This window comes from Microbacterium sp. GW821-FHT01D02, assembly GCF_059422585.1.
Window position 1 is genome coordinate 1,497,027 of sequence record NZ_JBWKXB010000001.1, and the last position, 21,594, is coordinate 1,518,620.

Sequence of the window (21,594 nt, forward strand, 5' to 3'; positions counted from 1 at the left end):
GCTACTGCGCGGGTGCGCGGTCGGCACCCCGATCCTGCGATGCGGCTCAGCTCGTGCGTACCGCGCGGGGAGGGACCCCGTAGTGGGCGCGGAAGACTCGGCTGAAGTGCGCGGGGTCGACGAAGCCGGCGGCGATCGCGATCTCGGCGATCGAGCGGTGCGCCTGATACGGGTCGATGAGCGCGTCGTAGCAGCGCTGCAGTCGGCGTCGGCGGATCACGGTCGAGACGGTCGACCCCTGCTCGCTGAACATCGCGTGCAGGTGCCGCACCGAGATGAAGTGCGCCGCCGCGATCTGCGAAGGGGAGAGCTCGCTGTCGGCCAGGTGCACGTCGATGTACGTGAGGATTTGGGTCAGCGTCGTGGAGTGGGCGCTCACCGGGCCGGCGGTCGCGGCGAGGTTCGCCTCCAGCACCGTGCTGAGCATGTCGACCGCGGTCCGCAGCATCCGCCGCGCGATGCGGCTGTCGAGATGATGGGCGCCCTCGGCGAGCGAGCCCAGGTACGGACCGACCATCGCGCCCAGTGCTCCGCCGGCGTTCAGCCGTGTGGCGGTGATGCGACTGGTGTCCTCCGCCGGGATGTCGAGCAGTACCTTCGGGAACATCACGACCGACATCTGCACCGCGTCGTCGAACAGCAGCGAGTACGGGCGGTCGGTGTCGTACAGCGCCATGTCACCGCTGCCGAGAGCGGTCTCCCGTCCGTCCTGCACGATCAGTCCGCTGCCGCGTTCGATGCGGGAGAACTTGAAGTACTGCTGCGGGGCGCGGGAGATGAGGGAGGGAGTGCGGTGCACGCCGTGCCCGTCGGCGTCGATCGCGAAGACGTGGATGTCGCCGGCCGCGGTGGCGTCGATCGCACCGCGGAAGCGATCCTGCTCGGGCGCGGTCACATCGAGCGCGACGACCGCGCGGGACACCGCATGGCGGTAGTCGAGGAACGACAGACTCTGCATCAAGGCTCACCCCACTGTGGCCGATCATATACGATGCTGCATTTTAGCATCCGGCCGCTGTGCCCGCGTAGACAAGTGTTCTGCTCTCGCCGTCAATCGACGACGCGCGGCCCTGGCGAGTATGAGGACATACCCGAGCATCGAAGGAGCTGCGCCATGGTGACGTCCACACCCACAACGTCGACGACGAGAACGGCCGAGCATCGGCGTCTCGGCGTCTTCGCGGTCGCGTTCATGATCATCGCGGCCTCCGCGCCGCTGACGGTCCTCGCCGGCGGCGTCACCAGCGCCTACGCGGTCACGCACGTCGACGGCATCCCCTTCGGCTACATCGTCTTGGCGGTCGCCCTCGGGATCTTCGCGATCGGCTACGCGGCCATGAGCAGGTTCGTCACGAACGCAGGAGCGTTCTACGCCTACGTCGCACAGGGCATCGGCCGCCCGACCGGCGTCGGCGCTTCGGTGCTCGCGTTCCTCTCGTACAACGCGATGCAGATCGGCATCTACGGGATGCTCGGGTTCCAGATCAGCTCCTTCATCGAGTCCAAGACCGGCTGGGTGACCCCGTGGTGGGTGTGGGTGATCCTCACGATCGTGCTCGTCGGGGTGCTCGGCGTGCATCGGGTCGACCTCTCGGCCAAGGTGCTGGGCGTGCTCGTGGCGCTCGAGTTCGTCGCGGTGATCGTGTTCGACCTGTTCGCGTTCGGCAATCCCGCGGAGGGCTTCACCGCCGCACCCATCACTCCGTCGGCGCTCTTCGTCCCCGGCGTCGGAGCGGTGCTCGCCTTCGGCATCGCGGCGTTCATGGGGTTCGAGTCGGCGGCCATCTACGGCGAGGAGTCGAAGGACCCCAAGCGCACCATCCCGCGCGCGACCTTCCTCGCGGTCGGCGTCTCGGGCCTCTTCTACGCCCTCTCCTCCTGGGCGCTCGCCCTCGCGGTCGGCCCGGGCAAGATCACGGACCCCGCCGGCATCTCCCCCGAGGAGGCCGGTCCCCCGCTGTTCTTCAACTTCGTCGCGGAGCACCTCGGCGTGATCTGGGTCGATGTGATGTCGATCCTCTTCATCACGAGTCTGTTCGCGGCCCTCGTGAGCTTCCACAACGCGGTCGCCCGGTATGCGTTCTCGCTCGGACGCGAGGGCGTGCTGCCCCGGGTGCTGGGCACCGTCCGCACCAAGAGCGGGGCACCGTGGGCGGGGTCGCTGCTGCAGTCCGCGATCGCGGTCCTCGTCATCGTCGGCTTCGCGATCGGGGAGCAGGGCTGGAACCCGGAGAACGGCCCCTACCCGGTGATCACGCTCTTCACATGGCTCACCAACCTGGGCGCGTTCGGTCTCGTGCTCCTCCTGGTGCTCGTCTCCGTCGCGGTGATCGGGTTCTTCCGCCGCGATCAGCGCGAGGTCGGCGCCGGGAGCAGGCTCGTCGCGCCAATCATCTCCTTCGTGGCCCTGGCGATCGTGTGGGTGCTGATCCTCCTGAACTGGGACGTGCTGCTCGGTCAGGCCGAGTCCACCCCGACGACCTTCATCCTTCCCGCCGTGCTCCTGGTGCCCTCGGCCCTGGCCGTCGTCTGGGCGCTGTGGCTGCGGCGGGCCCGGCCGGAGGTGTATCGCCAGATCGGCCACGGCACCGAGCTCCCGGAGAACCCGCACCTGGGCGACCCGGTGGTCGAAGCGACGAGAGGAAACCAGTGAGCACCTCCGACACCCGACTGACGTTCCGCTATCTGTCCGAACCGGACACGATCGCGGCGGGGGTGACGGACATGGCCCTGTGCGTCGACGTGATGGAGGAGACACTGCGTCTCGTCGACGCCGGCGACTATCGGATGGGCGGCCCCGAGGGGAACTCGCACGGGGCGATGGTCACCTTCCCCGCGGAGTCGACCCATGACGGGATGCCTCTGGACGGTCCGCACCGCCGGATGATGGCGATGCCGGCCTACCTCGGCGGCTCCTTCCAGACGGCCGGATGCAAGTGGTACGGGTCGAACATGGCCAACCGCGAGCACGGACTCCCGCGGTCGATCCTGATGCTCACCCTGAGCGACAAGGACACCGGAGCCCCGCTCGCGCACATGTCCGCCAACCTGCTGAGCGCCTATCGCACCGGCGCCGTGCCGGGGGTCGGTGCCCGTCACCTCGCGAACCCCGATGCCCGGAGCGTCGGCATCGTGGCGCCCGGCGTGATGAACAGGACCACGCTCGAGGCCTTCGTGGCCGTGCGCCCCGAGCTCGACACCCTGAAGGTCGCCGGTCGCAGCCGGTCGAGCATCGACTCCTTCGTCGAGTGGGTGCGGCGCGAGTATCCGCAGTTCACGTCGGTCACGGTCGTCGACGGCGTCGAGGAGGCCGTGCGGGACAGCGACCTGGTCACCATCGCGCCCACCACGCCGGCGGGGTCGGCGAACTACGTGCGGATCGAGAAGCGGTGGCTCAAGCCGGGTGCCCTGGTGAGCCTCCCCGCCGACATCATGATCGACGACGAGCTGCTCCACGGTGCTCGACACATCGCCGATTTCCGCGGCCTGTACGAGGCGTGGAGCGAAGAGGTGCCGCACCCCGCGCACGAGCACATCGGATTGCACGGCATGTACCTGCTCGATCGCATCCGCTCGGGTGATGTGGGCGACGACGCGCTCGAGAACCTCCCGGCGATCATGAGCGGCGAGGCCGAGGGCCGCCGGAGCGAGGACGAGATCTTCCTCTCCTCCGTCGGCGGGATGCCCGTGGAGGACGTCGCGTGGGGAACCGTCGTGTACCGCCGAGCCGTGGCCGAGGGCATCGGCACGGAGCTGCTCCTCTGGGATTCCCCGGCCCTCGCATGACCGGCATCCGTCCCCCATCCATCAGTCGTCAGGAGGCGTCATGAGCGCGCAGGTCAGGAAGCGGATCGTCATCGTCGGACTGGGCGCCGTCGGCGCGCTCGCCGCGTGGCGGTTGTCGCAGCGTGACGACGTCGAGGTCATCGGCATCGAGCAGTACGGCCGGGTGCACGACCGCGGCTCCTATGCCGGGGAGTCGCGTGTCTTCCGTACCGCGTATCACGAGGGCGGGCTCTACGTGCCGATGCTCCAGGAGTCGCGGCGGCTGTGGCGAGAGCTCGAGCAGCAGTCGGGCCGGGAGCTGTACCTCGAGGTGGGCGCGTTGTCGATCGCCCAGCCCGACCGTGTGGAGATGCGCACGACGCTCGACACCGTGCGCGAGTTCGACCTGCCGCACACCCTCTACGACACCGAGGAGCTGCGTCGCGCGCATCCGCAGCACAACGTGCACGACGGCGACGTCGGGGTGCTCGACCATCACGGTGGCGGCATCCGCCCCGAGGTGTCGCTGATGGCCGCGCTCGATCTCGCCGAGGCCGCCGGTGCGCAGCTGCGTTTCAACTCCCCGGTGCTGGCGATCGAGGAGGAGCACGGCGGCGTCGTGGTCCGCACCCCGGACGAGGCGATCAGGGCCGACACCGTGATCCTCGCCTCGGGATCGTGGTCCACCCGGCTGGACGGTCGCCTGCGGGACCTCCTGCGCCTGCAGGTGCTCGGACTGACCTGGTTCATGCCGAGGGAGATCGCCGACTTCCTCCCGGAGCGCTTCCCGGCCTTCCTGCGCGACGTCGGCCCCGTGCACTTCTTCGGGGCACCGAGCCTCGACGGCTACTCCATCAAGGCCAGCAGCAACCCGACCTGGCCGGTCGCCCGCGACGTCGACGAGGTGCCCCGGGAGTACACGCGGCGCGAGCTCGTGAAGATCGGGCAGCAGGCGAAGGAGTTCTTCCCCGCGCTGAACCCCGAGCCGGTGCGCTCCAGCGTGCACCACTGCGCCTACACGCCCGATCGCACGCCGATCGTCGATGTGAGCGAGAGCGCGCGGGTCGTCACGGTGACCGGGCTCTCCGGGCACGGGTTCAAGTTCGCGCCCGTGCTCGGCGAATGGGCCGCCCGTCTCGCCACAGAGCCGGAGGAGGCCGGCATCGATCCGCACTTCTCGATGGCCGCGCACCTCGACCGTCTGGCGGTCGTCGGTCCGTACCGCGGCGGAGGGCACTGAGCCGAGCTCCCCCGGCGCGGTTCGATCACGGACCGACAAGCGCCCCGCACGGGCAGACAAACCGCGCTCGACTCCCGAGCACAGACTCGAACTGCACGACGAACCGTGTCGTGCGACCCATCGTGAGGAGACAGTGATGTCGGATATCGCCCCGGTTCTGGATGAGGCCGCCCTGCTGGAGCGCGTCGGCGCACCGGAGGGACAGGGCCGCGAAGTGGTCGACGCGGCGACGCGCGAACCCATCGGTCGAGCACCCGTGCACACGGTCGAGGGGCTCGACGCCGCGGTCGAGCGTGCCAAGGCCGCTCAGCCGGCGTGGGATGCACTCGGGCACGCGGAACGCAGCGCACTGCTCCACCGTGTGGCGGATGCCATCGACGCGAACGCCGAGCCGCTGGCACGACTGCTGTCCCGCGAGCAGGGCAAGCCGCTCAACGGTCCGAACGCCCGCTTCGAAGTCGGGGCCTGTTCGGCCTGGCTCCGCACCGCCGCCGCGACGCCGCTGGAGCCGGAGGTCGTGGTCGACGACGGCGAGACCCATGCCGAGCTGCACTACCGCGCGATCGGTGTGGTCGGCGCGATCGGACCGTGGAACTGGCCCCTCATGATCGGCATCTGGCAGATCGCGCCGGCACTGCGCATGGGCAACACGGTGGTCGTGAAGCCGAGCGGATACACGACCCTGAGCGTCCTCGCGCTCATCGAGGTCATGAACCAGGTGCTCCCCCGCGATGTGCTGATCGGGGTGGCCGGTGACCGCGAGGTGGGGGCGCGGATCGCCTCGCACCCCGACATCGGCAAGGTCATGTTCACGGGGTCGACCGCGACCGGACGCCGCATCGTGGAGAGCTCGGCGCAGAACCTCGCGCGGCTCACGCTCGAGCTCGGGGGGAACGATGCCGGGATCGTGCTGCCCGGTGTCGATGCCGCGGCCATCGCGCAGGACCTGTTCTGGGGCGCGTTCATCAACACCGGCCAGACCTGCGCGGCCCTCAAGCGGCTCTACGTGCACGACTCCGTCTACGACGAGGTGGTCGAGGCGCTGGCAGACGTGGCGCGGCAGACGCCGATGGGTAACGGCCTCGAGGAGCAGAACGTGCTCGGCCCGCTGCAGAACCGTGCGCAGTTCGAGATCGTGCGGGACCTGGTGGAGGATGCCGCGCGCAACGGCGGCCGCATCGTCACGGGTGGAGCGCCGGCGACGGAGCTCGGGGAACTGTTCTACCCGATCACCCTCGTCGCCGATGTGACCGACGGGGTGGCTCTCGTCGACGAGGAGCAGTTCGGCCCGGCACTCCCGATCATCCGGTACACCGACGTGGATGACGCGGTGGCCAGCGCCAACGGCCTCGACGTCGGGCTCGGCGCCTCCGTCTGGGGCGAGCGCGAGGAGGCGCGGAAGGTGGCTGCGCGCATCCAGGCCGGCACCGTGTGGATCAACTCGCACGGCGGGGTGCATCCGATGATCCCGTTCGGCGGCCACAAGTCCTCGGGCTACGGCCTCGAGTTCGGGGTCGAGGGGCTCAAGTCGGTCGCGGTGCCGCAGATCATCAACGGCTGAGCAACGGCGGAACGCAGGGTGCGCGGCCCGTGTGGCCGCGCACCCTCTTCTGCGCAGCGGTCAGCTGATCGCGACGCGGATGCGCTCGGCGAGGAACTCCAGGTCGGCCTTCGTGAGGTCGGTGACCGCGTAGGCGGTCGGCCAGACGGTGCCGTCGTCGAGGTTCGAGATCGGTTCGAAGCCGAACGTGCCGTAGCGCACCTTGAACTTGCTGGCCGGTTGGAAGAAGCAGAGCACCTTCCCGTCACGGCCCCACGCGGGCATGCCGTAGTACGTGCGCGGCACCAGCTCGGGGGCCACCTCCGAGACGAGCGCGTGCAGCTTGTTGGACAGCGCCTGGTCCTCGGGGGTGAGCTTCTCGATGGCCTCCTTGATGTCGGCCTCCCCCGCGGCTCTCAGCTCTTCCGGAGACTTCTTCGCCCGGGAACGCCGCGTGCGAGCCTCCTTCGCGGCGGCCTGCATGGCCTCGCGTTCCTCGGCGCTGAAGTTCTTCTCTTTCTCGGCCATGATCGGTCCTCTCGACGTGGTGCCGGTGTGAAGATCACACTACGGACGCCGGGCGCCGGTGTGCTTCTCGATTCGTGATCGATCGCGGGAAGGGCGCTCCGACATGCGGTCATCACCGGTCTCCGGCGACGGATAGTGTGTGACCCATGGACCTGCGTGTCGCGGCGTATGCGGTCGTCACCGATGACGACGGACGGCTGCTGCTGGCGCGCTGGACCGAGGGACGCCGCGTCGCGTGGACGATGCCCGGCGGCGGGCTCGAGCCCGGTGAGTCGCCGGAGGATGCGGTTCGCCGCGAGCTCCGCGAAGAGACCGGCTACACCGTGAAGGTCGGCGAGCTCCTCGGCATCCACTCGCGGGTGATCCCCGCCGGTCGACGCGTGCAGAAGGCGGCGGATCCGCTGCACACCCTGCGCATCGTCTACCGCGCCCAGGTCACCGGGGGAAAGCTCCGGTTCGAGACCGACGGCTCGACCGACATGGCCGAGTGGTTCCCCCGCAAGGCGGTGGCGGAGCTGCAGCGCGTGAAGCTCGTCGATATCGCCATGCGCATGGCCGGCATCCTCTGACGTCTCGTCCGCGCTACACGCTCGACGAACGGGGTCGGACGGTCAGCGGTTCTCGGGGACCGAGATGTCGGCGACCGTGGCGCCGTAGGCGGAGATGAGGTCGTCGGCCTCCACGAACAGGCTGTACCCGTGGGCCCCCGCACCCATCGCGATCCGCTGGCCGACGATGGTCTCGTCGGCGTAGATCGGCCAGTCGGTGGTGCTGCCGATCGGCACGATGGTGCCCCGCTCGTAGCCGGTGGCCGCGAGGGCCAGCTCCGGCTCGGGCAGTCGCAGCTTGTTCACGCCCACCAGTGCGCGCAACTTCGGCCACGAGATCGAGCGCCCGCCCGGGATGAGGGCGAACAGGTAGGTGTCGTCCGACCTCTTCACCACGAGGGTCTTCACGATGCCGGACGGTGGGATGCCGAGCAGTTCGGCCGCCTCGAACAGGCTGCCGGCCGCCGGGCGTTCGCGGATCTCGATGTCCAGGTCGCGGGCCGCGGCGGCCTCCCGGACCCGCGCATGCTGATCGCCTCCGTCACCCGAGGTGACGGAGGCGAGATCAGACGGAGTCACGCGTCGGGTGCGGCGAGCGGGTCGTCCGCGACCCAGAGCTCATCATCCGCGCGCAGTGCCTGCCATGCGGCGTAGAGCACGCCGACGGCCGCGGCAGCGCCGAGGATGATCGCGATGACCGAGCCGAGGCCCGGACCCTTCTTCTGCGGCGCGGTCGCCTTGCGCACCTGCACGGCGACACCGTGGCGCTTGGCGTTGGCGACGTCCCACGCGGTGAGCGCCGAACCGACGACACCGCCCACGATCGGGACGAACTTGTCGTCGACGACGTGCTTGCCGATCTTCACGCCACGGTCGACGACCGGGGCGACACGGCGGTTGTACGTGTCCTGGATGACCGGGACGACCTGCTCACGATTGAGGTTGCCGAGCTGACGGCCCGCCTCTCGGGCGACATCGGCGGCGTGACCGACGAGCACCTGCTGGTTCTCCCAGAGCTGGTTCGCGTCGTTCTGAAGACGACGCAGTTCCTTCTTCCGCTTGCGGCTGAGGCTCACGATGCTCTCCTGTCCATTGGAGTACGGGTTCCCCATCTTGCCACGAGAGGCTGGATGCAGGGAGGGAATCGCGTGGGCCTTGCGTCATCGAGCGATCGGATGTACGTACCTCGGCCAACTCACCGGAAGCTCTGCGAGAATGAGGGCATGGCTCACGCTTCTCATGTCGCAACCCTGCACACCAACCACGGTGACATCGTCATCAACCTCTTCGGTGACCACGCCCCGAAGACGGTCAAGAACTTCGTCGGCCTCGCCGACGGCACCCAGGAGTGGACCGATCCCGCCACCGGCAAGCCCGGCGAGGGCCCTCTCTACAAGGACGTCATCTTCCACCGCATCATCCCGAACTTCATGATCCAGGGCGGCGACCCGCTCGGACAGGGCGTCGGCGGCCCCGGCTACAACTTCGACGACGAGATCAACATGGAGCTCAACTTCAACGAGCCCTACATCCTCGCCATGGCCAACGCCGGTCTCCGTCGCAACGCCATCACGGGCAAGCCCGAGGGCACCAACGGCTCGCAGTTCTTCATCACCACCGACCCGACGCCGTGGCTGCAGGGCAAGCACACCATCTTCGGCGAGGTCGCCGATGACGCCTCCAAGGCCGTCGTCGACGCCATCGCGGCCGTCCCGACCGGCTCGGGCGACCGCCCGAACCAGCCCGTCGTGCTGCAGTCGATCGACATCGTCGCGGCCTGACGACAGCTGCGGCCGATCCGGATGACCACGCCTGAGTTCACGAGCAATCGCGACAACTTCTGCTACCGGCATCCGGATCGGCAGAGCTTCGTGCTCTGCCAGCGGTGCATGCGCACCATCTGCCCCGAGTGCCAGACACCGGCGCCCGTGGGCGTCATCTGCCCGGAGTGCATGAACGCGGATCGCAAGAACCGCACCCCCGCGCAGAAGAAGGCCGAGCGCCGCTGGGGCAGCCGCAGCGGCGGTGCGATGGCGATCACCCGCAGCGGTCGGCCCATCGTCACCTACGTCCTGCTCGCCGTCACCTCCTTCATCGGACTGCTGCAGCTGATCCCCGGTATCGGCCCGCAGATCACGGACCAGCTGTTCTTCGCGTCGCCGTACCTGTACCCCAACCTGTCGCCGCTCCCCTTCGAGCCGTGGCGGCTGCTGACAGCCGTCTTCGCGCACGGCAACTTCATCCACCTGGCGCTCAACATGCTCGCCCTGTGGATGCTCGGCCAGAGCCTCGAGCCCATGCTCGGCAGGGCCCGCTTCCTCGCGCTCTATCTCATCAGCGGTCTCGGCGGGTCGGTCATGGTCGCGGTGCTCGCGCCCCTGACCTCGACCGTCGGCGCCTCCGGAGCGATCTTCGGACTCATGGCGGCGCTCCTCATCGTCGGCCGTCACATCGGAGCGAACGTCACCGGGCTCCTCGTGATCCTCGGCATCAACTTCGTCTACGGCCTGGTGTTCGGCGGCGGACGGATCTCGTGGCAGGCGCACCTCGGCGGCCTGCTCATCGGCGCCCTCATCGCCTTCATCTACGTCAAGACGAAGCGACCGGAGCAGCGGATCTGGCAGATCGTGTCGCTCGTCGCGCTCACGATCGTGTTGCTCGTGGTCGTCTTCCTCGTCCCGCCGCTGATCCTTCTGGCCTGATCCGGAGTTGTTAACAGGGTTGTTAACCCCTGTGAATAACACCCGTGTAATTCTCCCCAGGCTGTGGAGAGATCTGTGGATAACTCTGGGGACGGCCTGTGGGCAGATGTGAAAAAGGCCCCCTCGCCATGCGAGAGGGCCTTCTTCGAGAGGTGGGAGGGGCGTCAGCGCCAGCGCGTGGTCATCAGGAAGCCGATCAGTGCGATGCCGAGGCCGATCGCCAGGTTCCAGTTGGAGAGCCCCGGGATCGGGAACTGCATGCCCGAGATGTAGAAGACCAGGATCCAGACGAGACCGAGGAGCATGAAGCCGATCATCACCGGCTTGAACCACACGGCGTTGGGAGCGGCGTCGCCTTCGGCGCGCTCGACGGCGGGTTCTTCAGTCTTACGGTCACGTGCCATGCCGTCATTGTACCCATGTCGCCTGTCATCCGACGAGGCGGCGAGGGCCCTGGACGTCCGGTGACCAGCGGCATCCGTTCAGCGTTCCCGGATATGATCACGGCATGACTGCATCCGTCGTGCCTGGGGGGCGACGCCCGCGGCGAGAACGACCGCGTTCTCGCGCCACCTTCGCGAGCGTGCTCGGCGAGCTTCTGCTGACCGCGGGAGTGATCGTCCTGCTGTTCGTGGCCTGGCAGATGTGGATCGGCGACATCATCATCAGCGCCCAGAAGAACGAAGAGGGTGCGGCGATCTCGCAGCAGCTCGCACAGGCGGAGGCGCCCGACCTTCCGCCCGTCGTCGAGGGCGACGACGGCACCCCGACCTACGTGCCGCCGGTTCCCGCGGCACCCGCCGACGCGGAGTGGTTCGGACAGATGCACATCCCCCGCTTCGGCTCCGACTACAACTTCGGCATCTACGGGGGGACGAGTCGCGCCCGTACCCTCGACCAGAAGGGGATCGGCGTCTACACCGACTCGAAGATGCCGGGCGAGGTCGGCAACTTCTCGATGGCCGGTCACCGCACCACCTGGGGCAAGCCCTTCAACCAGCTCGACAAGCTGCAGTTGAACGACGCGATCGTCGTCGAGACCCCCGACGGCTGGTATACCTACCGCTTCCGCACGCTCGAGTACGTCAAGCCGACGCAGACCGATGTGCTCGCCGACGTGCCGCAGATGCCCGAGCAGCAGACGGGTGAGCAGTACATCACGCTCACCGCCTGCTCCCCCCTCTACTCCCTCGCCGAACGCATCGTCGCCTACGGGGTGTTCGAGAGCTTCCAGCCTCGCGCCGAGGGACCCCCGACCGCTCTGACCGAGACGCCGCCTCCTCCGGCCGCGCCATCCGTGTGATCGTGCACGCCGACGAGGGAGAAGACTGATGTACGCCGCAATCTGGCGCCTGCTGCCCGGTCCGTGGTGGCTGCGCGTCCTCATCCTCGTGGTCGTCGTGGCCGCGATCCTCTACGGCCTGTTCTGGTACGTGTTCCCGTGGGTGAGCCCGATCATCGCCCCGGGTGAGGTCGACGTCGAATGACGCGGGTCCTCGTGGTGGACAACCACGACAGCTTCGTGCACACGCTCGTCGGCTATCTCCACGAACTCGGCGCCGAAACCGAGCTGGTGGAGTCGGGCGCCCTCGACGCCGCGGACCTCGAGCGGATGCTCGCCGACCACGACGCCCTGCTGCTCTCCCCCGGCCCCGGAGCGCCCGCCGATGCCGGGGTCTCTCTCGAGGCGGTGCGGATCGCCGCGCGGCTGCGGATGCCGACGCTCGGCGTGTGCCTCGGGCACCAGACCATCGGCGCGGCCTTCGGCACTCCGGTGAGCGCGGCGCCCGAGCTCATGCACGGGATGGTCTCCCCCGTCGAGCATGACGGATCGGCGTTGTTCGCCGGCATCCCCTCGCCGTTCGACGCCGGTCGGTACCACTCGCTGGCTCTCGCGGCCGCCGACCTTCCCGCCGAGGTGATCGTGACCGCGTGGACCGAGAACGGGACGGTCATGGCGCTCGAACACCGTGACCTGCCGATGCGCGGCGTGCAGTTCCACCCCGAGAGCGTCCTCACCGAAGGCGGGTACCGTCTGCTGGCGAACTGGCTGGAACTGTGCGGGGATCGCGACGCCGTGGCGCGCGCGGAGAGTCTGCACCCGCTGTCCCGCTGACGGTGGTCGCAGGCTGGATCTGCGAGGGGCGTCAGTCGCCGGTGCAGAACCGCAGCTCGACCGGCGAACCGATCGGGACGTCACCCGGCGCCACGGACATCGACTGCACGGTCGGCGGGTCCGTCGCGGGGCAGTCGGCCTGTTCCACCGGCGTGGGCGTGAGCCCGAGATCGGTGAGATTCGTGGTGGCGGCGTCGACCGTCCAGCCGACCAGGTCGGTGAGAGTCACCTTGCCGCTGGCGACGACGAGGTTGATGACCGTGCCCGGTGCCACCTCCGACTCGGGCTTCTCGCTCGAGGAGATCACCGTGTCCGCCTGCAGGGCCTTGTCGTTGCGCTGGATCACGGTGCCGAGTTCGAGGCCGGCGGCCTTCAGTGCCTTCGTCGCGTCCGCGAGCGTCATGCCCTCGATCTTCGGCACCACCGCGGTCTCCACACCGGAGGAGACGTGGACGGTGACCGTCGTGCCCTCCTCCACCGAGACGCCGGCCTCGGGGTCGGTGCTGATGACGTTCCCCTCGGTGATCTCGGCGCTCGACTCGAAGACGATCGTCGACGCCAGGTCGAGCTTCGCCAGGTCGTCCTGCGCGCGCTCCGAGGAGACGTTGACGAGGTTCGGGATCACGCGGGACGTGCTGGGCATCTCGGACGGACGCCCGCTGATCGTCACGACCCAGAACAGCACCGAGGCCAGCAGCACGGCCAGCAGTGCCACACCCGCCCAGATCCAGGCGACCGGCGGGCCGGACTGGGTCCTGGTCATGGTGGTGTCGGTGCTGAGCTGGCGCAGCGAACGCGCCGTCTCCTGCGCCTGGCGCGGGCTCGGTCCGTAGAGCTCGCTGGTCAGGGCCCCGAGCTCTTTGCGCGTCGGGGCGTTCCCGGTGACGGCCGCGTCCAGTGCGGCGCGGAAGTGCGCAGCATCCGAGTACCGCTGGTAGGGGTCCTTCGCGAGAGCGCGCAGCACGATCGGGTCGAGCGCGCCGGGGGCGTCCTCGTTGACCTCGGTCGGCGGGATCGGCGTCTCGCTGACGTGCTGGTAGGCGACCGCGACGGGCGACTCTCCGCGGAACGGCTGGCGGCCCGTGAGCAGCTCGTACAGCACCACACCGGTCGAGTAGAGGTCGGCGCGGGCATCGACCGGCTCGCCCTTCGCCTGCTCGGGCGAGAAGTACGCGGCGGTGCCGATGATCTGCGTGGTCTCGGCCACGGTCGAGGAGGAGTCGGATACGGCTCGGGCGATGCCGAAGTCCATCACCTTGACCTGACCCTTGTCGGTCACCATGACGTTGCCGGGCTTGATGTCCCGGTGCACGACGCCCGCGCGGTGCGAGTAGTCGAGGGCCTCGAGGATGCCGTCGACGTAGCGCACCGCATCGGCCACCGGCACGGGGCCCGCCGAGATGATGTCCTTGAGCAGCGTGCCCTTGACGAGCTCCATCACGATGTACGGCGGTTCGTCGGAGGAGCTGTCGCTGGCCGAGGGGTCGCCGGCGTCGAACACGCGGACGATCGACGGGTGCGACATCCGCGAAGCGGCCTGCGCCTCCAGCCGGAAGCGCGTGCGGAACGCCGTGTCACGGGCGAGCTCGGGGTCGAGGATCTTGATCGCGACCTCGCGCCCCAGGGTCAGGTCGTACCCGCGGTAGACCTTCGCCATCCCGCCATGCCCGATGAGCTCGTCGACGCGGTATCGACCCGCGATGACCCGTGGCTCTGTGGACACGTACTACCCCCTGGAAAACGACTGCTGCTGAGCTGGACTAAAGGCTACCCGTCGGTGCCGCCACCGTCGTCGCCCTCGCCCGGGTCGGGCGCGGCGACGATCGTCACGGACAGCGGCGGCGAGGCGGCCGAGGTGCGCTGGTCGCCACCGGAGCACATGCCCTGGTAGGTGACGAGGAGCTGCTGACCCACGGTGTCGCCGACCTTCACCTGCGTGTTGCGCTGCGTCGGCTGGAAGTTGGGACCGCCCGACACGAACGTGCCGTTCTGGAGCGACACGACATACCCCGAGAGCGTGGTGCCGCTCGGGCAGGTGAATCCGGTGCCCCAGGAGATGGTCACCGTGCTGCCGGCGACCGGGTCGCCCGTGATGGTCGGGGTGTCGGTCGGCGTCGGAATGGCCGTCCGTGCTGCGTAGACCGTGAGCGTGATGGGCTGCGTCTTCTCGACGTTGCCCGTGGGGTCGACGCGGTAGACCTTGCCGACCTCGGCATCCGAGGGTGCCGGATCGCCGTCGACGCAGGTGATCTCGCTGTCGAACCCGGCGCCCTTGAGCGTCGACGTGGCGCCGCCGCAGTCCATGCCGTTCAGGTTCAGCGCGGTGACGTCGACGCGAGTCTCCTCGGGTGTCGTCGGCGGCGGCGTCGACGGCGTCGACGGAGGCGGGGACGAGCTGCTCTGCTTGGGCGTGGCGTCGGCGTCCCCGTTGCCCTGGTTCGCGAGCATCCCCCAGACGGTGCCACCGAGCGCGATCGCCAACAGGACGATCAGGGCGATCAGCGGCCAGGTCCACGGGCTGCGCTTCTTCTTCTTCTTCTCCTCCTCCGCAGCGTCCTCGGTGGGGAGCTGTGCGGTGGTGGGGAGGATGCGCGTGGTGCCGTCGTCGCCGGATGCGGTCAGCATCCGGGTCGCGTCGTCGTCGCCGGCGATGCCGCCGGTCGCGATCGCGGGGACGGCGATCGCCGCGGAGTTCAGGTCGCCACGACGAAGCGCCTGCGCCGCCCGAGCCACCGTCGCGGAGGACGAGGGACGGTCGGCGGGCTTCTTGGCGATCATCGCCATGACGAGGTTCTGCACCGGGATCGGCACGGTCGGCGGCAGCGGCGGCGGCTGCTCGTTGATCTGGGCCATCGCGATGGCCACCTGCGACTCGCCGGTGAACGGACGCTTGCCCGCCAGGCACTCGTACGCGACGATGCCGAGCGAGTAGGTGTCGGTCGCGGGCGACGCCGGGTGGCCCGACGCCTGCTCGGGCGACAGGTACTGCACCGTTCCCATGACCTGACCGGTCGCGGTGAGCGGGACCTGGTCGGCGATACGGGCGATGCCGAAGTCGGTGATCTTGACGCGGCCGTCCGGCGTGATCAGCAGGTTGCCCGGCTTGATGTCGCGGTGCACGAGGCCCGCGGCGTGCGCGGCCTGCAGGGCGGATGCCGTCTGCGCGACGATGTCGAGCGTCTTGTCGGCGCTCAGCGCACCGTCCCGCTCGAGCACGGTCGAGAGCGCCTCGCCGGGGACGAGCTCCATGACGAGATAGGCGCTGCCGTTCTCCTCGCCGTAGTCGAACACGCTGGCGATGCCCTCATGGTTGACGAGAGCTGCGTGCCGCGCCTCGGCGCGGAACCGCTCGAGGAACCCGGGGTCCCCCATGTACTCGTCCTTGAGGATCTTGATGGCGACGGTACGTCCGATGACGTGATCCGTCGCTTCCCACACCTCGCCCATGCCACCGATCGCGATACGCGACTGCAGCTCGTAACGACCACCGAACGACACACCCTGCGTCGGCCTCATCTGCCCAGCACCGCCTCTATGACCTTCTTCGCAATCGGAGCAGCGATGGTGTCGCCGCTTCCTGACTGTCCCTGTCCGCCGCCGTCTTCGACGACGACCGCTACTGCGACCGCGGGGTCGTTCGCCGGTGCGAAACCGGTGAACCACAACGTGTGCGGCCTGTTTCCGTTCTCTGCGGTGCCCGTCTTACCGGCCACGTCGATCCCGTCTATTCTTGCACCCTGGGCCGCGCCCGTAGCGACGCTCGCGACCATGGCCGACGTGACGTCGTCGGCCACGTCGGCCTCCATCGCACGGCCGAACTCGCTGTCCTCGAAGGCCTTGATGACCGACAGGTCGTTGCCGATCACGGCATCCACCATCCGGGGGTTCATCACGACGCCGTCGTTCGCGATCCCGGCGGACACCATCGCCATCTGCAGCGGGGTCGCGGTGACCTGTCCCTGACCGAATCCGCTCAGGGCGGTCTGCGCGTCGTCGAGCGCACGCGGGTAGCTGGACGGCGTCGACTTCAGCGGGGTCTCGAAGGACTTGTTGAAGCCGAGCTTCTCCGCCATCTCGCGGATCGTGTCGTCGCCGAGCTCGACCGCGAGCTCGGCCATCGGGATGTTGCAGCTGAGGCGGATGGCCTCGGCGATCGTGACCGTGGCTCCGGGACCGCACTTGCCGCCCCAGGCGTTGGAGACGCGGCTGGAGGACTGCGGGAGCGTGTAGGAGATCGGGTTCGGCAGGGTCGACTCCGGTGTCCACTCGCCGGTCGCGTAGGCGGCGGCGGCGACGACGATCTTGAAGGTCGAGCCCGGAGGGTTGAGGTCGCCGGCGATGGCCCGGTTGGAGAGGGGCTTGTTCGGGTCGGCGACGAGCTGGTCGAACGTGGTGTTCGCGGCGTTCGCATCGTGCGTCGCCATCAGGTTCGTGTCGAACCCGGGGGTCGAGACCATCGCCAGGATGCGACCGGTCTTCGGGTCCATCGCGACGACCGCGCCCTTGAGGCCGCCGAGGGCCTCGTAGGCCGCCTTCTGCGCTCTGGCGCTGAGGGACAGCTCGACGCTGTATCCGCGCTGCGGCTGGCCGGAGAGGATGCGCTCCACCTCACCGAGGAAGGCGTTCGCGCCGGTTCCGGAGAGGTCGGCGTTCATGGCCTGCTCGATGCCGGTCCGCGAATCGAGTGCGGCGTTGAAGTACCCGGTGACGGGAGCCCACATCGGCGCATCCGTGTAGACGCGCTGGAACTGGTACCGGTCGTCGCTGGGCACCGAGTTCGCGATCGCGGCGCCGTCGACGATGATCGATCCGCGCTGGATCTCGTAGCTGTCGAGACGGGTGCGCTTGTTGTGGCTGTTCTGCGCAAGGCTGTCGGCCTCGACGACCTGGATCCAGCTGGTCGCGGCGAACAGCGCGATGAACATGAACAGCATGATGATGCTGAGGCGGCGGAGTTCTTTGGTCATGTCAGCCGATCACCACCCGGGGCTGGCGGCGGACGCCGTCGGAGATGCGCAGCAGCAGGGCCACGATGAGCCAGTTCGCCACGAGGGACGATCCACCGGCGGCGAGGAACGGCGTGGTCAGACCGGTCAGCGGGATCAGTCGCGTGACGCCGCCGACCATGATGAAGACCTGCAGCGCGATCGTGAACGAGAGCCCGGTGGCGAGCAGCTTGCCGAAGTCGTCCTGACCGGCGAGGCCGATGCGCATGCCGCGGCTGACGAACACCATGTACAGGCAGAGGATCGCGAACAGGCCGATCAGCCCGAGCTCCTCGCCGAGGCTGGTGATGATGTAGTCGCTGTGGGCGAGCGGGGTGACCTCGGGGCGGCCCTGGCCCCAGCCGGTGCCGATGAGTCCGCCGCGCGCGAGGCCGAACAGTCCCTGCATGGGCTGGTAGCCGGCGACGTCCGGGTCGACCTGGTTGGCATCGAACAGGAACAGCCAGTTGATGAAGCGGCCGTGCACGTAGGTGAGGATCTGGGTCGCGACGGCGACACCGGCGACGACGAGGGCGAGGCCGATGAGCACCCAGCTCGTCTTGCCGGTCGCGACATAGAGCATCGCGACGAACATGCCGAAGATCAGCGTTCCGGTGCCGAGGTCGCGCTGGAAGACGATGATGCCCAGCGAGATGAGCCAGACGACGAGCACGGGTCCGAGCTCGCGCATGCGCGGCCAGGTGATGCCGAGGACCCGCTTGCCGACGGAGGTGAGGCTCTCGCGGGTGCGCACCAGGTAGCCGGCGAAGAAGATGGCGAGGCAGATCTTGGCGAGCTCACCGGGCTGGAAGGCGAAGGCGCCGCCCAGCGACACCCACACGGCGGCGTTGGCGTCGGGGATGCGCAGACCCGGGACGAACGGCAGCAGCAGCAGCAGGATTCCGGCGAGGCCGAAGATGTACGTGTAGCGGAACAGGATCCGGTAGTTGCGCAGCAGGATCACGACCGCGATGGCACCCGCGAGGGAGATCGCGGTCCAGGCGAGCTGCTTGGTGGAATATGCGTTCCACCCGGTGTTCTTGAACGCGATGTCGATGCGGTAGATCATCGCGATGCCCAGGCCCGTGAGCAGCGTGGCGATCGGCACCACGAACGGGTCGGCGTCGGAGGCGACGAAGCGCAGCACGATGTGCAGGGCGAACGCGAGGGCCGCCAGGCCGCCGCCGATCGCGAGGATCATCGGGTCGATGACGCCGAGAGCACCCAGCTGCACGAGAGTGAGCGCTCCGCCGCTGATCGCGCACGCGAACAGCAGCAGCCAGAACTCGCGGTTGCGCTGGGTCTGCGGCATCCGGAGACGCTTCAGCGCCTTGATGACGGTGGTGTCCGCCTGCACGTCGGTGCTCATCCTGCACCCCCGGTCGGGGTCTCGCTCGGCGTGGGGAGAGGCGTCGGCAGCGGGGTCTGCGGGATCGCGTTCGCCTCGGCCCCCGCGCGCAGGCGGTCGACGATCGCCATCGCGTCGGACAGCGAGCGTGCCGTGATCGTGCTCTCGACCGAGGCGCGCTGATAGGGCGGGAGGTCGGCGAGGAGGATGTCGGTGTCCTGGATCGGGGTGGACAGGGTGATCGGTCCGATGTTCTGCTGCACGCCCTGGAAGATCACGACGCTGTCGTCGTCGGCACCGATGAAGTAGCGCGTCTGGGTCCAGCTGTACGCGGCGAACGCGGCGACGCAGAGCATCGCGACGACCACGAGGGCGCCGGCGATCCAGCCGAGACGTCGACGCCTGGCGCGACGGCGATCCTCTTCGATGAGCTCCTCGAGGTACTCGGGCGCGGGCTCGAAGTGGCTGGGCTCGTTCGCGGCCTGACGCACCGGGTGCAGCCAGTTGCCGCGCGGAGGACGCACCGGCGGCACGTAGACGCCATCGGGGTTCGACGCGGAACCGACGATGGTCGGGGTGCCCGAGTGGATCGGGTGCTGTCCGCCGACGTCGACCAGCACGATCGTGACGTTGTCGGGAGCTCCGCCGTCGAGGGCCTGCTTGAGGAGGTTGTCCGCGGTGCGGCCGGGAGCGAGCCCGAGCTGCATCGCCTTGAGGATGTGCGGCTCGTCGACCACGCCGGAAAGGCCGTCGGAGCACAGCAGCCAGCGGTCGCCCGGCTGGGTGTGCATGACGAACATGTCGAGCTCGGGATCGGAGTCCATGTCGCTGAGGACGCGCATGAGCACCGAGCGGCGCGGGTGGTAACGGGCCTCTTCCGGAGTGATGCGGCCGGAGTCGACCAGGCGCTGCACGAACGTGTGGTCGGCCGTGATCTGGGTGAGCGCGTCGTCGCGGTACAGGTAGATGCGGGAGTCGCCGATGTGGCCGATGACCGCGTACTCGTCGACCATGATGATCGCGCTGACGGTCGTGCCGAGGCCGGCGAGTTCCGGGCGGTCCTTCGCGGCGCGGATGAGGTCGCCCGCCGCTGTGGTCGCGGCCGCCTGCAGCGAGGCCTGCGCGTCTTCCGGGGAGGCGTACGCCTGGTCGAGGGGCTCCAGGCGCTGGATGGCGATGCTCGAGGCGACGTCTCCACCGGCGTGGCCGCCCATGCCGTCCGCGACGACGAACAGGTTCGCCCCGGAGTATCCGGAGTCCTGGTTGTTGGAGCGGACCTTCCCGGTATGGGAGATCGCGACGCTCGAGCCCTCGAAGACCATGCCGGCGTCAGGCTCGCAGCTCGAAGGTCGTGGCGCCCACCTTGATGGGCGTGCCGAGCGAGAGGGCGACGGGCGAGCCGGACACGCGCTGCCCTGCGACGAAGGTGCCGTTCGTGGAGTCGAGGTCCTGGATCGCCCAGCTGTCGCCCCGCAGCATCAGTCGGGCGTGGTGGCTGGACGTGTAGTCGTCGCGGATCACGAGGGCGGACTCGCTGGAGCGGCCGATCGTGAGCGAGTCGGCGCTGAGCGGCAGTTCGAGACCGGCCTTCGGACCCGAGGTGATCACCAGGCGCTTCGCCGTCGCGACCGTGGCCGGTCCGCTCGAGGGGCGGGAGGACGCCGGCTTCGACGCGGGGGCCGCCGCCGGTGCGGGAGCGGAGACGCCCGCCGCGGCTTCGGCCGGGAGCTTGCGCACGCGCACGCCGAACAGGTCGGCGCGCAGCGAGTAGACGACGCCGAACACGAAGAACCACATCAGGACGAGGAACCCGATGCGGAGCAGGAGGAGGATCAGTTCACTCAACCGAGGGCTCCGAACGCTCGGGTGGCGTCGTCGCCCCGAGGCGCGGGACGCGACGGGCTGGCCACGGGGACGATGCGGAACACCAGGTCGGTGCGTCCGATCGTGATGGTCGTGTCGGAGGGCAGGGCGGCCTCACGGAGCTTCTGGCCGTTGACCTTGGTGCCGTTGGTGGAGCCGAGGTCGCGCAGCATGGCGCGCTCGCCGTCCCACAGGATCTCGACGTGCTTGCGGCTCGACCCGGCATCCGCGATCGTGATGTCGGCATCCGTGCCGCGGCCGATGACGGTGCGCGCCCGCGAGATCGAGTGGCGGCGGCCGTCGACGTCGACCACGGCCTGCCAGCTGACCCGGCCCTCGACCGTGCCCGAGTTCACGCGCACGGTGCCCGTCGCGACCTTCTCGTCGGCTTCGAGGTTGATCGACAGCGGGCCGGCGAAGCTGTAGCCCTGGGCCTTGGCGTGCTTGGTGAGGAGAGCGTGCAGCTCGTCGGTGAGGGCGCCGCCGAGGCCGAGCATCCGCTCCGCATCGTCGGTGCTGAGACGTACGACGTAACTGTTGGGCGCGATGATGCGGTCGCGGCTCACGACCGCAGCCTTCGTATCGGCTTCACGCCGGAGCGCCGAAGCGATCTCCACCGGCTGAATGCCGCTGCGGAAGGTCTTCGCGAACGCGCTGTTCACTGCGCGCTCGAGACCCTTCTCAAAGCTGTCAAGTAGTCCCACTGGGCTCCTCTGGCATGCCGACCGGTAGACACATCGTAGCCAGGTGTCCTGGGGGAACGCCGCCGATCGCCTCCCAGGGGTGTGCAACAGAGGGTGAAATCGCGTGATATCCTCGGAAAGTTGAGTTCTTCAGAACAAGACACTCGCGCGAGTGGCGGAATGGTAGACGCGCTGGCTTCAGGTGCCAGTGTCCGTAAGGACGTGGGGGTTCAAGTCCCCCCTCGCGCACAGCGAGTTCTGTTCGTTCTTCAGGGC

At 68.8% G+C, this 21,594-nt stretch carries 22 protein-coding genes and 1 tRNA gene; 11 read left to right on the forward strand and 12 right to left on the reverse strand.

Annotated elements, in window-relative coordinates:
* Positions 1-46: 46 nt before the first annotated feature.
* Positions 47-958, reverse strand: a complete 912-nt coding sequence (locus tag AC07VM_RS07400; RefSeq protein WP_494910544.1) for an AraC-like ligand-binding domain-containing protein — start codon at positions 956-958, stop codon at positions 47-49.
* A gap of 156 nt (positions 959-1,114) precedes the next feature.
* Here AC07VM_RS07400 and AC07VM_RS07405 point away from each other — a divergent pair, with 156 nt between their 5' ends.
* The 4 genes from AC07VM_RS07405 (at position 1,115) to AC07VM_RS07420 (ending at position 6,566) form a co-directional block, all read left to right on the forward strand.
* A complete protein-coding gene (locus tag AC07VM_RS07405) occupies positions 1,115-2,653 on the forward strand; it encodes an APC family permease (protein WP_267416586.1) in 1,539 nt (512 codons plus the stop codon).
* Positions 2,650-3,786: a tyramine oxidase subunit B gene (locus AC07VM_RS07410; protein ID WP_494910545.1), complete on the forward strand. Its 1,137-nt coding sequence runs from the start codon at positions 2,650-2,652 to the stop codon at positions 3,784-3,786. The genes AC07VM_RS07405 and AC07VM_RS07410 overlap by 4 nt, the downstream gene beginning before the upstream one ends.
* A 40-nt stretch (positions 3,787-3,826) precedes the next feature.
* Complete coding sequence (solA, locus tag AC07VM_RS07415; protein WP_494910546.1) at positions 3,827-5,005, forward strand: N-methyl-L-tryptophan oxidase; 1,179 nt, start codon at positions 3,827-3,829, stop codon at positions 5,003-5,005.
* A 136-nt stretch (positions 5,006-5,141) separates the two neighbouring features.
* Entirely contained in the window at positions 5,142-6,566 is a 1,425-nt protein-coding gene (locus AC07VM_RS07420) for an aldehyde dehydrogenase family protein (RefSeq protein WP_494910547.1), read from the forward strand.
* A gap of 60 nt (positions 6,567-6,626) precedes the next feature.
* On the opposite strand, the gene AC07VM_RS07425 is transcribed toward AC07VM_RS07420, so the two are convergent.
* Positions 6,627-7,073, reverse strand: coding sequence for a DUF1801 domain-containing protein (locus AC07VM_RS07425; protein ID WP_091028115.1), 447 nt, complete (start codon positions 7,071-7,073; stop codon positions 6,627-6,629).
* A gap of 146 nt (positions 7,074-7,219) precedes the next feature.
* On the opposite strand from AC07VM_RS07425, the gene AC07VM_RS07430 reads away from it, so the two are divergent.
* Positions 7,220-7,642, forward strand: coding sequence for an NUDIX hydrolase (locus AC07VM_RS07430; RefSeq protein WP_267416591.1), 423 nt, complete (start codon positions 7,220-7,222; stop codon positions 7,640-7,642).
* A 42-nt stretch (positions 7,643-7,684) separates the two neighbouring features.
* Here the strand turns inward: AC07VM_RS07430 and AC07VM_RS07435 are convergent, their stop codons facing one another.
* On the reverse strand, positions 7,685-8,107 hold the full coding sequence (locus tag AC07VM_RS07435; protein ID WP_267418613.1) for an aminoacyl-tRNA deacylase: 423 nt from the start codon (positions 8,105-8,107) through the stop codon (positions 7,685-7,687).
* A gap of 89 nt (positions 8,108-8,196) precedes the next feature.
* Positions 8,197-8,697 carry a DNA helicase gene (locus tag AC07VM_RS07440; RefSeq protein WP_267416592.1) on the reverse strand — a complete coding sequence of 167 codons (501 nt, stop codon included), beginning with the start codon at positions 8,695-8,697 and terminating at the stop codon, positions 8,197-8,199.
* A 147-nt stretch (positions 8,698-8,844) separates the two neighbouring features.
* On the opposite strand from AC07VM_RS07440, the gene AC07VM_RS07445 reads away from it, so the two are divergent.
* Positions 8,845-9,402 (forward strand): peptidylprolyl isomerase, encoded by a 558-nt coding sequence (locus AC07VM_RS07445; protein ID WP_267416593.1) that lies wholly within the window; start codon positions 8,845-8,847, stop codon positions 9,400-9,402.
* 21 nt (positions 9,403-9,423) lie between these two features.
* Positions 9,424-10,323 carry a rhomboid family intramembrane serine protease gene (locus AC07VM_RS07450; RefSeq protein ID WP_494910548.1) on the forward strand — a complete coding sequence of 300 codons (900 nt, stop codon included), beginning with the start codon at positions 9,424-9,426 and terminating at the stop codon, positions 10,321-10,323.
* Positions 10,324-10,487: 164 nt separating this feature from the next.
* Here AC07VM_RS07450 and AC07VM_RS07455 read toward each other — a convergent pair whose 3' ends face one another.
* A complete protein-coding gene (locus AC07VM_RS07455; RefSeq protein WP_267416595.1) occupies positions 10,488-10,727 on the reverse strand; it encodes a cell division protein CrgA in 240 nt (79 codons plus the stop codon).
* 104 nt (positions 10,728-10,831) lie between these two features.
* Between AC07VM_RS07455 and AC07VM_RS07460 the strand changes: the two genes are divergently transcribed.
* Genes AC07VM_RS07460 through AC07VM_RS07470 form a run of 3 tightly spaced genes read left to right on the forward strand, consistent with a single transcriptional unit; the run spans position 10,832 to position 12,439 of the window.
* The gene (locus AC07VM_RS07460; protein ID WP_416383327.1) at positions 10,832-11,626 is read left to right on the forward strand and encodes a class E sortase; all 795 of its coding nucleotides are present in this window, start codon (positions 10,832-10,834) and stop codon (positions 11,624-11,626) included.
* Between the two features lie 28 nt (positions 11,627-11,654).
* Positions 11,655-11,810, forward strand: a complete 156-nt coding sequence (locus tag AC07VM_RS07465; protein ID WP_267416597.1) for a hypothetical protein — start codon at positions 11,655-11,657, stop codon at positions 11,808-11,810.
* Complete coding sequence (locus AC07VM_RS07470; RefSeq protein WP_494910549.1) at positions 11,807-12,439, forward strand: anthranilate synthase component II; 633 nt, start codon at positions 11,807-11,809, stop codon at positions 12,437-12,439. Before AC07VM_RS07465 ends, AC07VM_RS07470 begins: the two co-directional genes overlap by 4 nt.
* Before the next feature lie 31 nt (positions 12,440-12,470).
* Here AC07VM_RS07470 and pknB read toward each other — a convergent pair whose 3' ends face one another.
* From pknB to AC07VM_RS07505, 7 genes are read right to left on the reverse strand one after another with little or no spacing between them, the layout of a single operon-like run.
* Positions 12,471-14,162, reverse strand: coding sequence for a Stk1 family PASTA domain-containing Ser/Thr kinase (pknB, locus tag AC07VM_RS07475; RefSeq protein ID WP_267416599.1), 1,692 nt, complete (start codon positions 14,160-14,162; stop codon positions 12,471-12,473).
* 44 nt (positions 14,163-14,206) lie between these two features.
* On the reverse strand, positions 14,207-15,955 hold the full coding sequence (locus AC07VM_RS07480) for a protein kinase domain-containing protein (RefSeq protein ID WP_494910550.1): 1,749 nt from the start codon (positions 15,953-15,955) through the stop codon (positions 14,207-14,209).
* Positions 15,952-17,406 (reverse strand): peptidoglycan D,D-transpeptidase FtsI family protein, encoded by a 1,455-nt coding sequence (locus AC07VM_RS07485; protein ID WP_267416602.1) that lies wholly within the window; start codon positions 17,404-17,406, stop codon positions 15,952-15,954. Before AC07VM_RS07485 ends, AC07VM_RS07480 begins: the two co-directional genes overlap by 4 nt.
* 1 nt (position 17,407) lies before the next feature.
* A complete protein-coding gene (locus tag AC07VM_RS07490) occupies positions 17,408-18,793 on the reverse strand; it encodes an FtsW/RodA/SpoVE family cell cycle protein (RefSeq protein WP_267416603.1) in 1,386 nt (461 codons plus the stop codon).
* Entirely contained in the window at positions 18,790-20,094 is a 1,305-nt protein-coding gene (locus AC07VM_RS07495) for a PP2C family protein-serine/threonine phosphatase (protein WP_267416604.1), read from the reverse strand. The genes AC07VM_RS07490 and AC07VM_RS07495 overlap by 4 nt, the downstream gene beginning before the upstream one ends.
* Positions 20,095-20,101: 7 nt before the next feature.
* Positions 20,102-20,617, reverse strand: a complete 516-nt coding sequence (locus AC07VM_RS07500) for an FHA domain-containing protein FhaB/FipA (RefSeq protein WP_267416605.1) — start codon at positions 20,615-20,617, stop codon at positions 20,102-20,104.
* Entirely contained in the window at positions 20,614-21,339 is a 726-nt protein-coding gene (locus AC07VM_RS07505) for an FHA domain-containing protein (protein WP_267416606.1), read from the reverse strand. Before AC07VM_RS07505 ends, AC07VM_RS07500 begins: the two co-directional genes overlap by 4 nt.
* Positions 21,340-21,484: 145 nt before the next feature.
* Between AC07VM_RS07505 and AC07VM_RS07510 the strand changes: the two genes are divergently transcribed.
* Positions 21,485-21,567, forward strand: a tRNA-Leu gene (locus AC07VM_RS07510).
* The last annotated feature ends 27 nt before the right edge of the window (positions 21,568-21,594 follow it).

What these genes read in the sequence shown, in the direction of transcription:
- AC07VM_RS07455 (WP_267416595.1), bottom strand. Translation starts at nt 10,727, where the DNA reads ATGGCACGTGACCGTAAGACTGAAGAACCCGCCGTCGAGCGCGCCGAA.
- AC07VM_RS07495 (WP_267416604.1), bottom strand. Translation starts at nt 20,094, where the DNA reads ATGGTCTTCGAGGGCTCGAGCGTCGCGATCTCCCATACCGGGAAGGTC.
- AC07VM_RS07460 (WP_416383327.1), top strand. Translation starts at nt 10,832, where the DNA reads ATGACTGCATCCGTCGTGCCTGGGGGGCGACGCCCGCGGCGAGAACGA.
- AC07VM_RS07420 (WP_494910547.1), top strand. Translation starts at nt 5,142, where the DNA reads ATGTCGGATATCGCCCCGGTTCTGGATGAGGCCGCCCTGCTGGAGCGC.
- AC07VM_RS07485 (WP_267416602.1), bottom strand. Translation starts at nt 17,406, where the DNA reads ATGACCAAAGAACTCCGCCGCCTCAGCATCATCATGCTGTTCATGTTC.
- AC07VM_RS07400 (WP_494910544.1), bottom strand. Translation starts at nt 958, where the DNA reads ATGCAGAGTCTGTCGTTCCTCGACTACCGCCATGCGGTGTCCCGCGCG.
- AC07VM_RS07480 (WP_494910550.1), bottom strand. Translation starts at nt 15,955, where the DNA reads ATGAGGCCGACGCAGGGTGTGTCGTTCGGTGGTCGTTACGAGCTGCAG.
- AC07VM_RS07430 (WP_267416591.1), top strand. Translation starts at nt 7,220, where the DNA reads ATGGACCTGCGTGTCGCGGCGTATGCGGTCGTCACCGATGACGACGGA.
- AC07VM_RS07405 (WP_267416586.1), top strand. Translation starts at nt 1,115, where the DNA reads ATGGTGACGTCCACACCCACAACGTCGACGACGAGAACGGCCGAGCAT.
- AC07VM_RS07470 (WP_494910549.1), top strand. Translation starts at nt 11,807, where the DNA reads ATGACGCGGGTCCTCGTGGTGGACAACCACGACAGCTTCGTGCACACG.
- AC07VM_RS07490 (WP_267416603.1), bottom strand. Translation starts at nt 18,793, where the DNA reads ATGAGCACCGACGTGCAGGCGGACACCACCGTCATCAAGGCGCTGAAG.
- solA (WP_494910546.1), top strand. Translation starts at nt 3,827, where the DNA reads ATGAGCGCGCAGGTCAGGAAGCGGATCGTCATCGTCGGACTGGGCGCC.
- AC07VM_RS07425 (WP_091028115.1), bottom strand. Translation starts at nt 7,073, where the DNA reads ATGGCCGAGAAAGAGAAGAACTTCAGCGCCGAGGAACGCGAGGCCATG.
- AC07VM_RS07445 (WP_267416593.1), top strand. Translation starts at nt 8,845, where the DNA reads ATGGCTCACGCTTCTCATGTCGCAACCCTGCACACCAACCACGGTGAC.
- AC07VM_RS07450 (WP_494910548.1), top strand. Translation starts at nt 9,424, where the DNA reads ATGACCACGCCTGAGTTCACGAGCAATCGCGACAACTTCTGCTACCGG.
- AC07VM_RS07465 (WP_267416597.1), top strand. Translation starts at nt 11,655, where the DNA reads ATGTACGCCGCAATCTGGCGCCTGCTGCCCGGTCCGTGGTGGCTGCGC.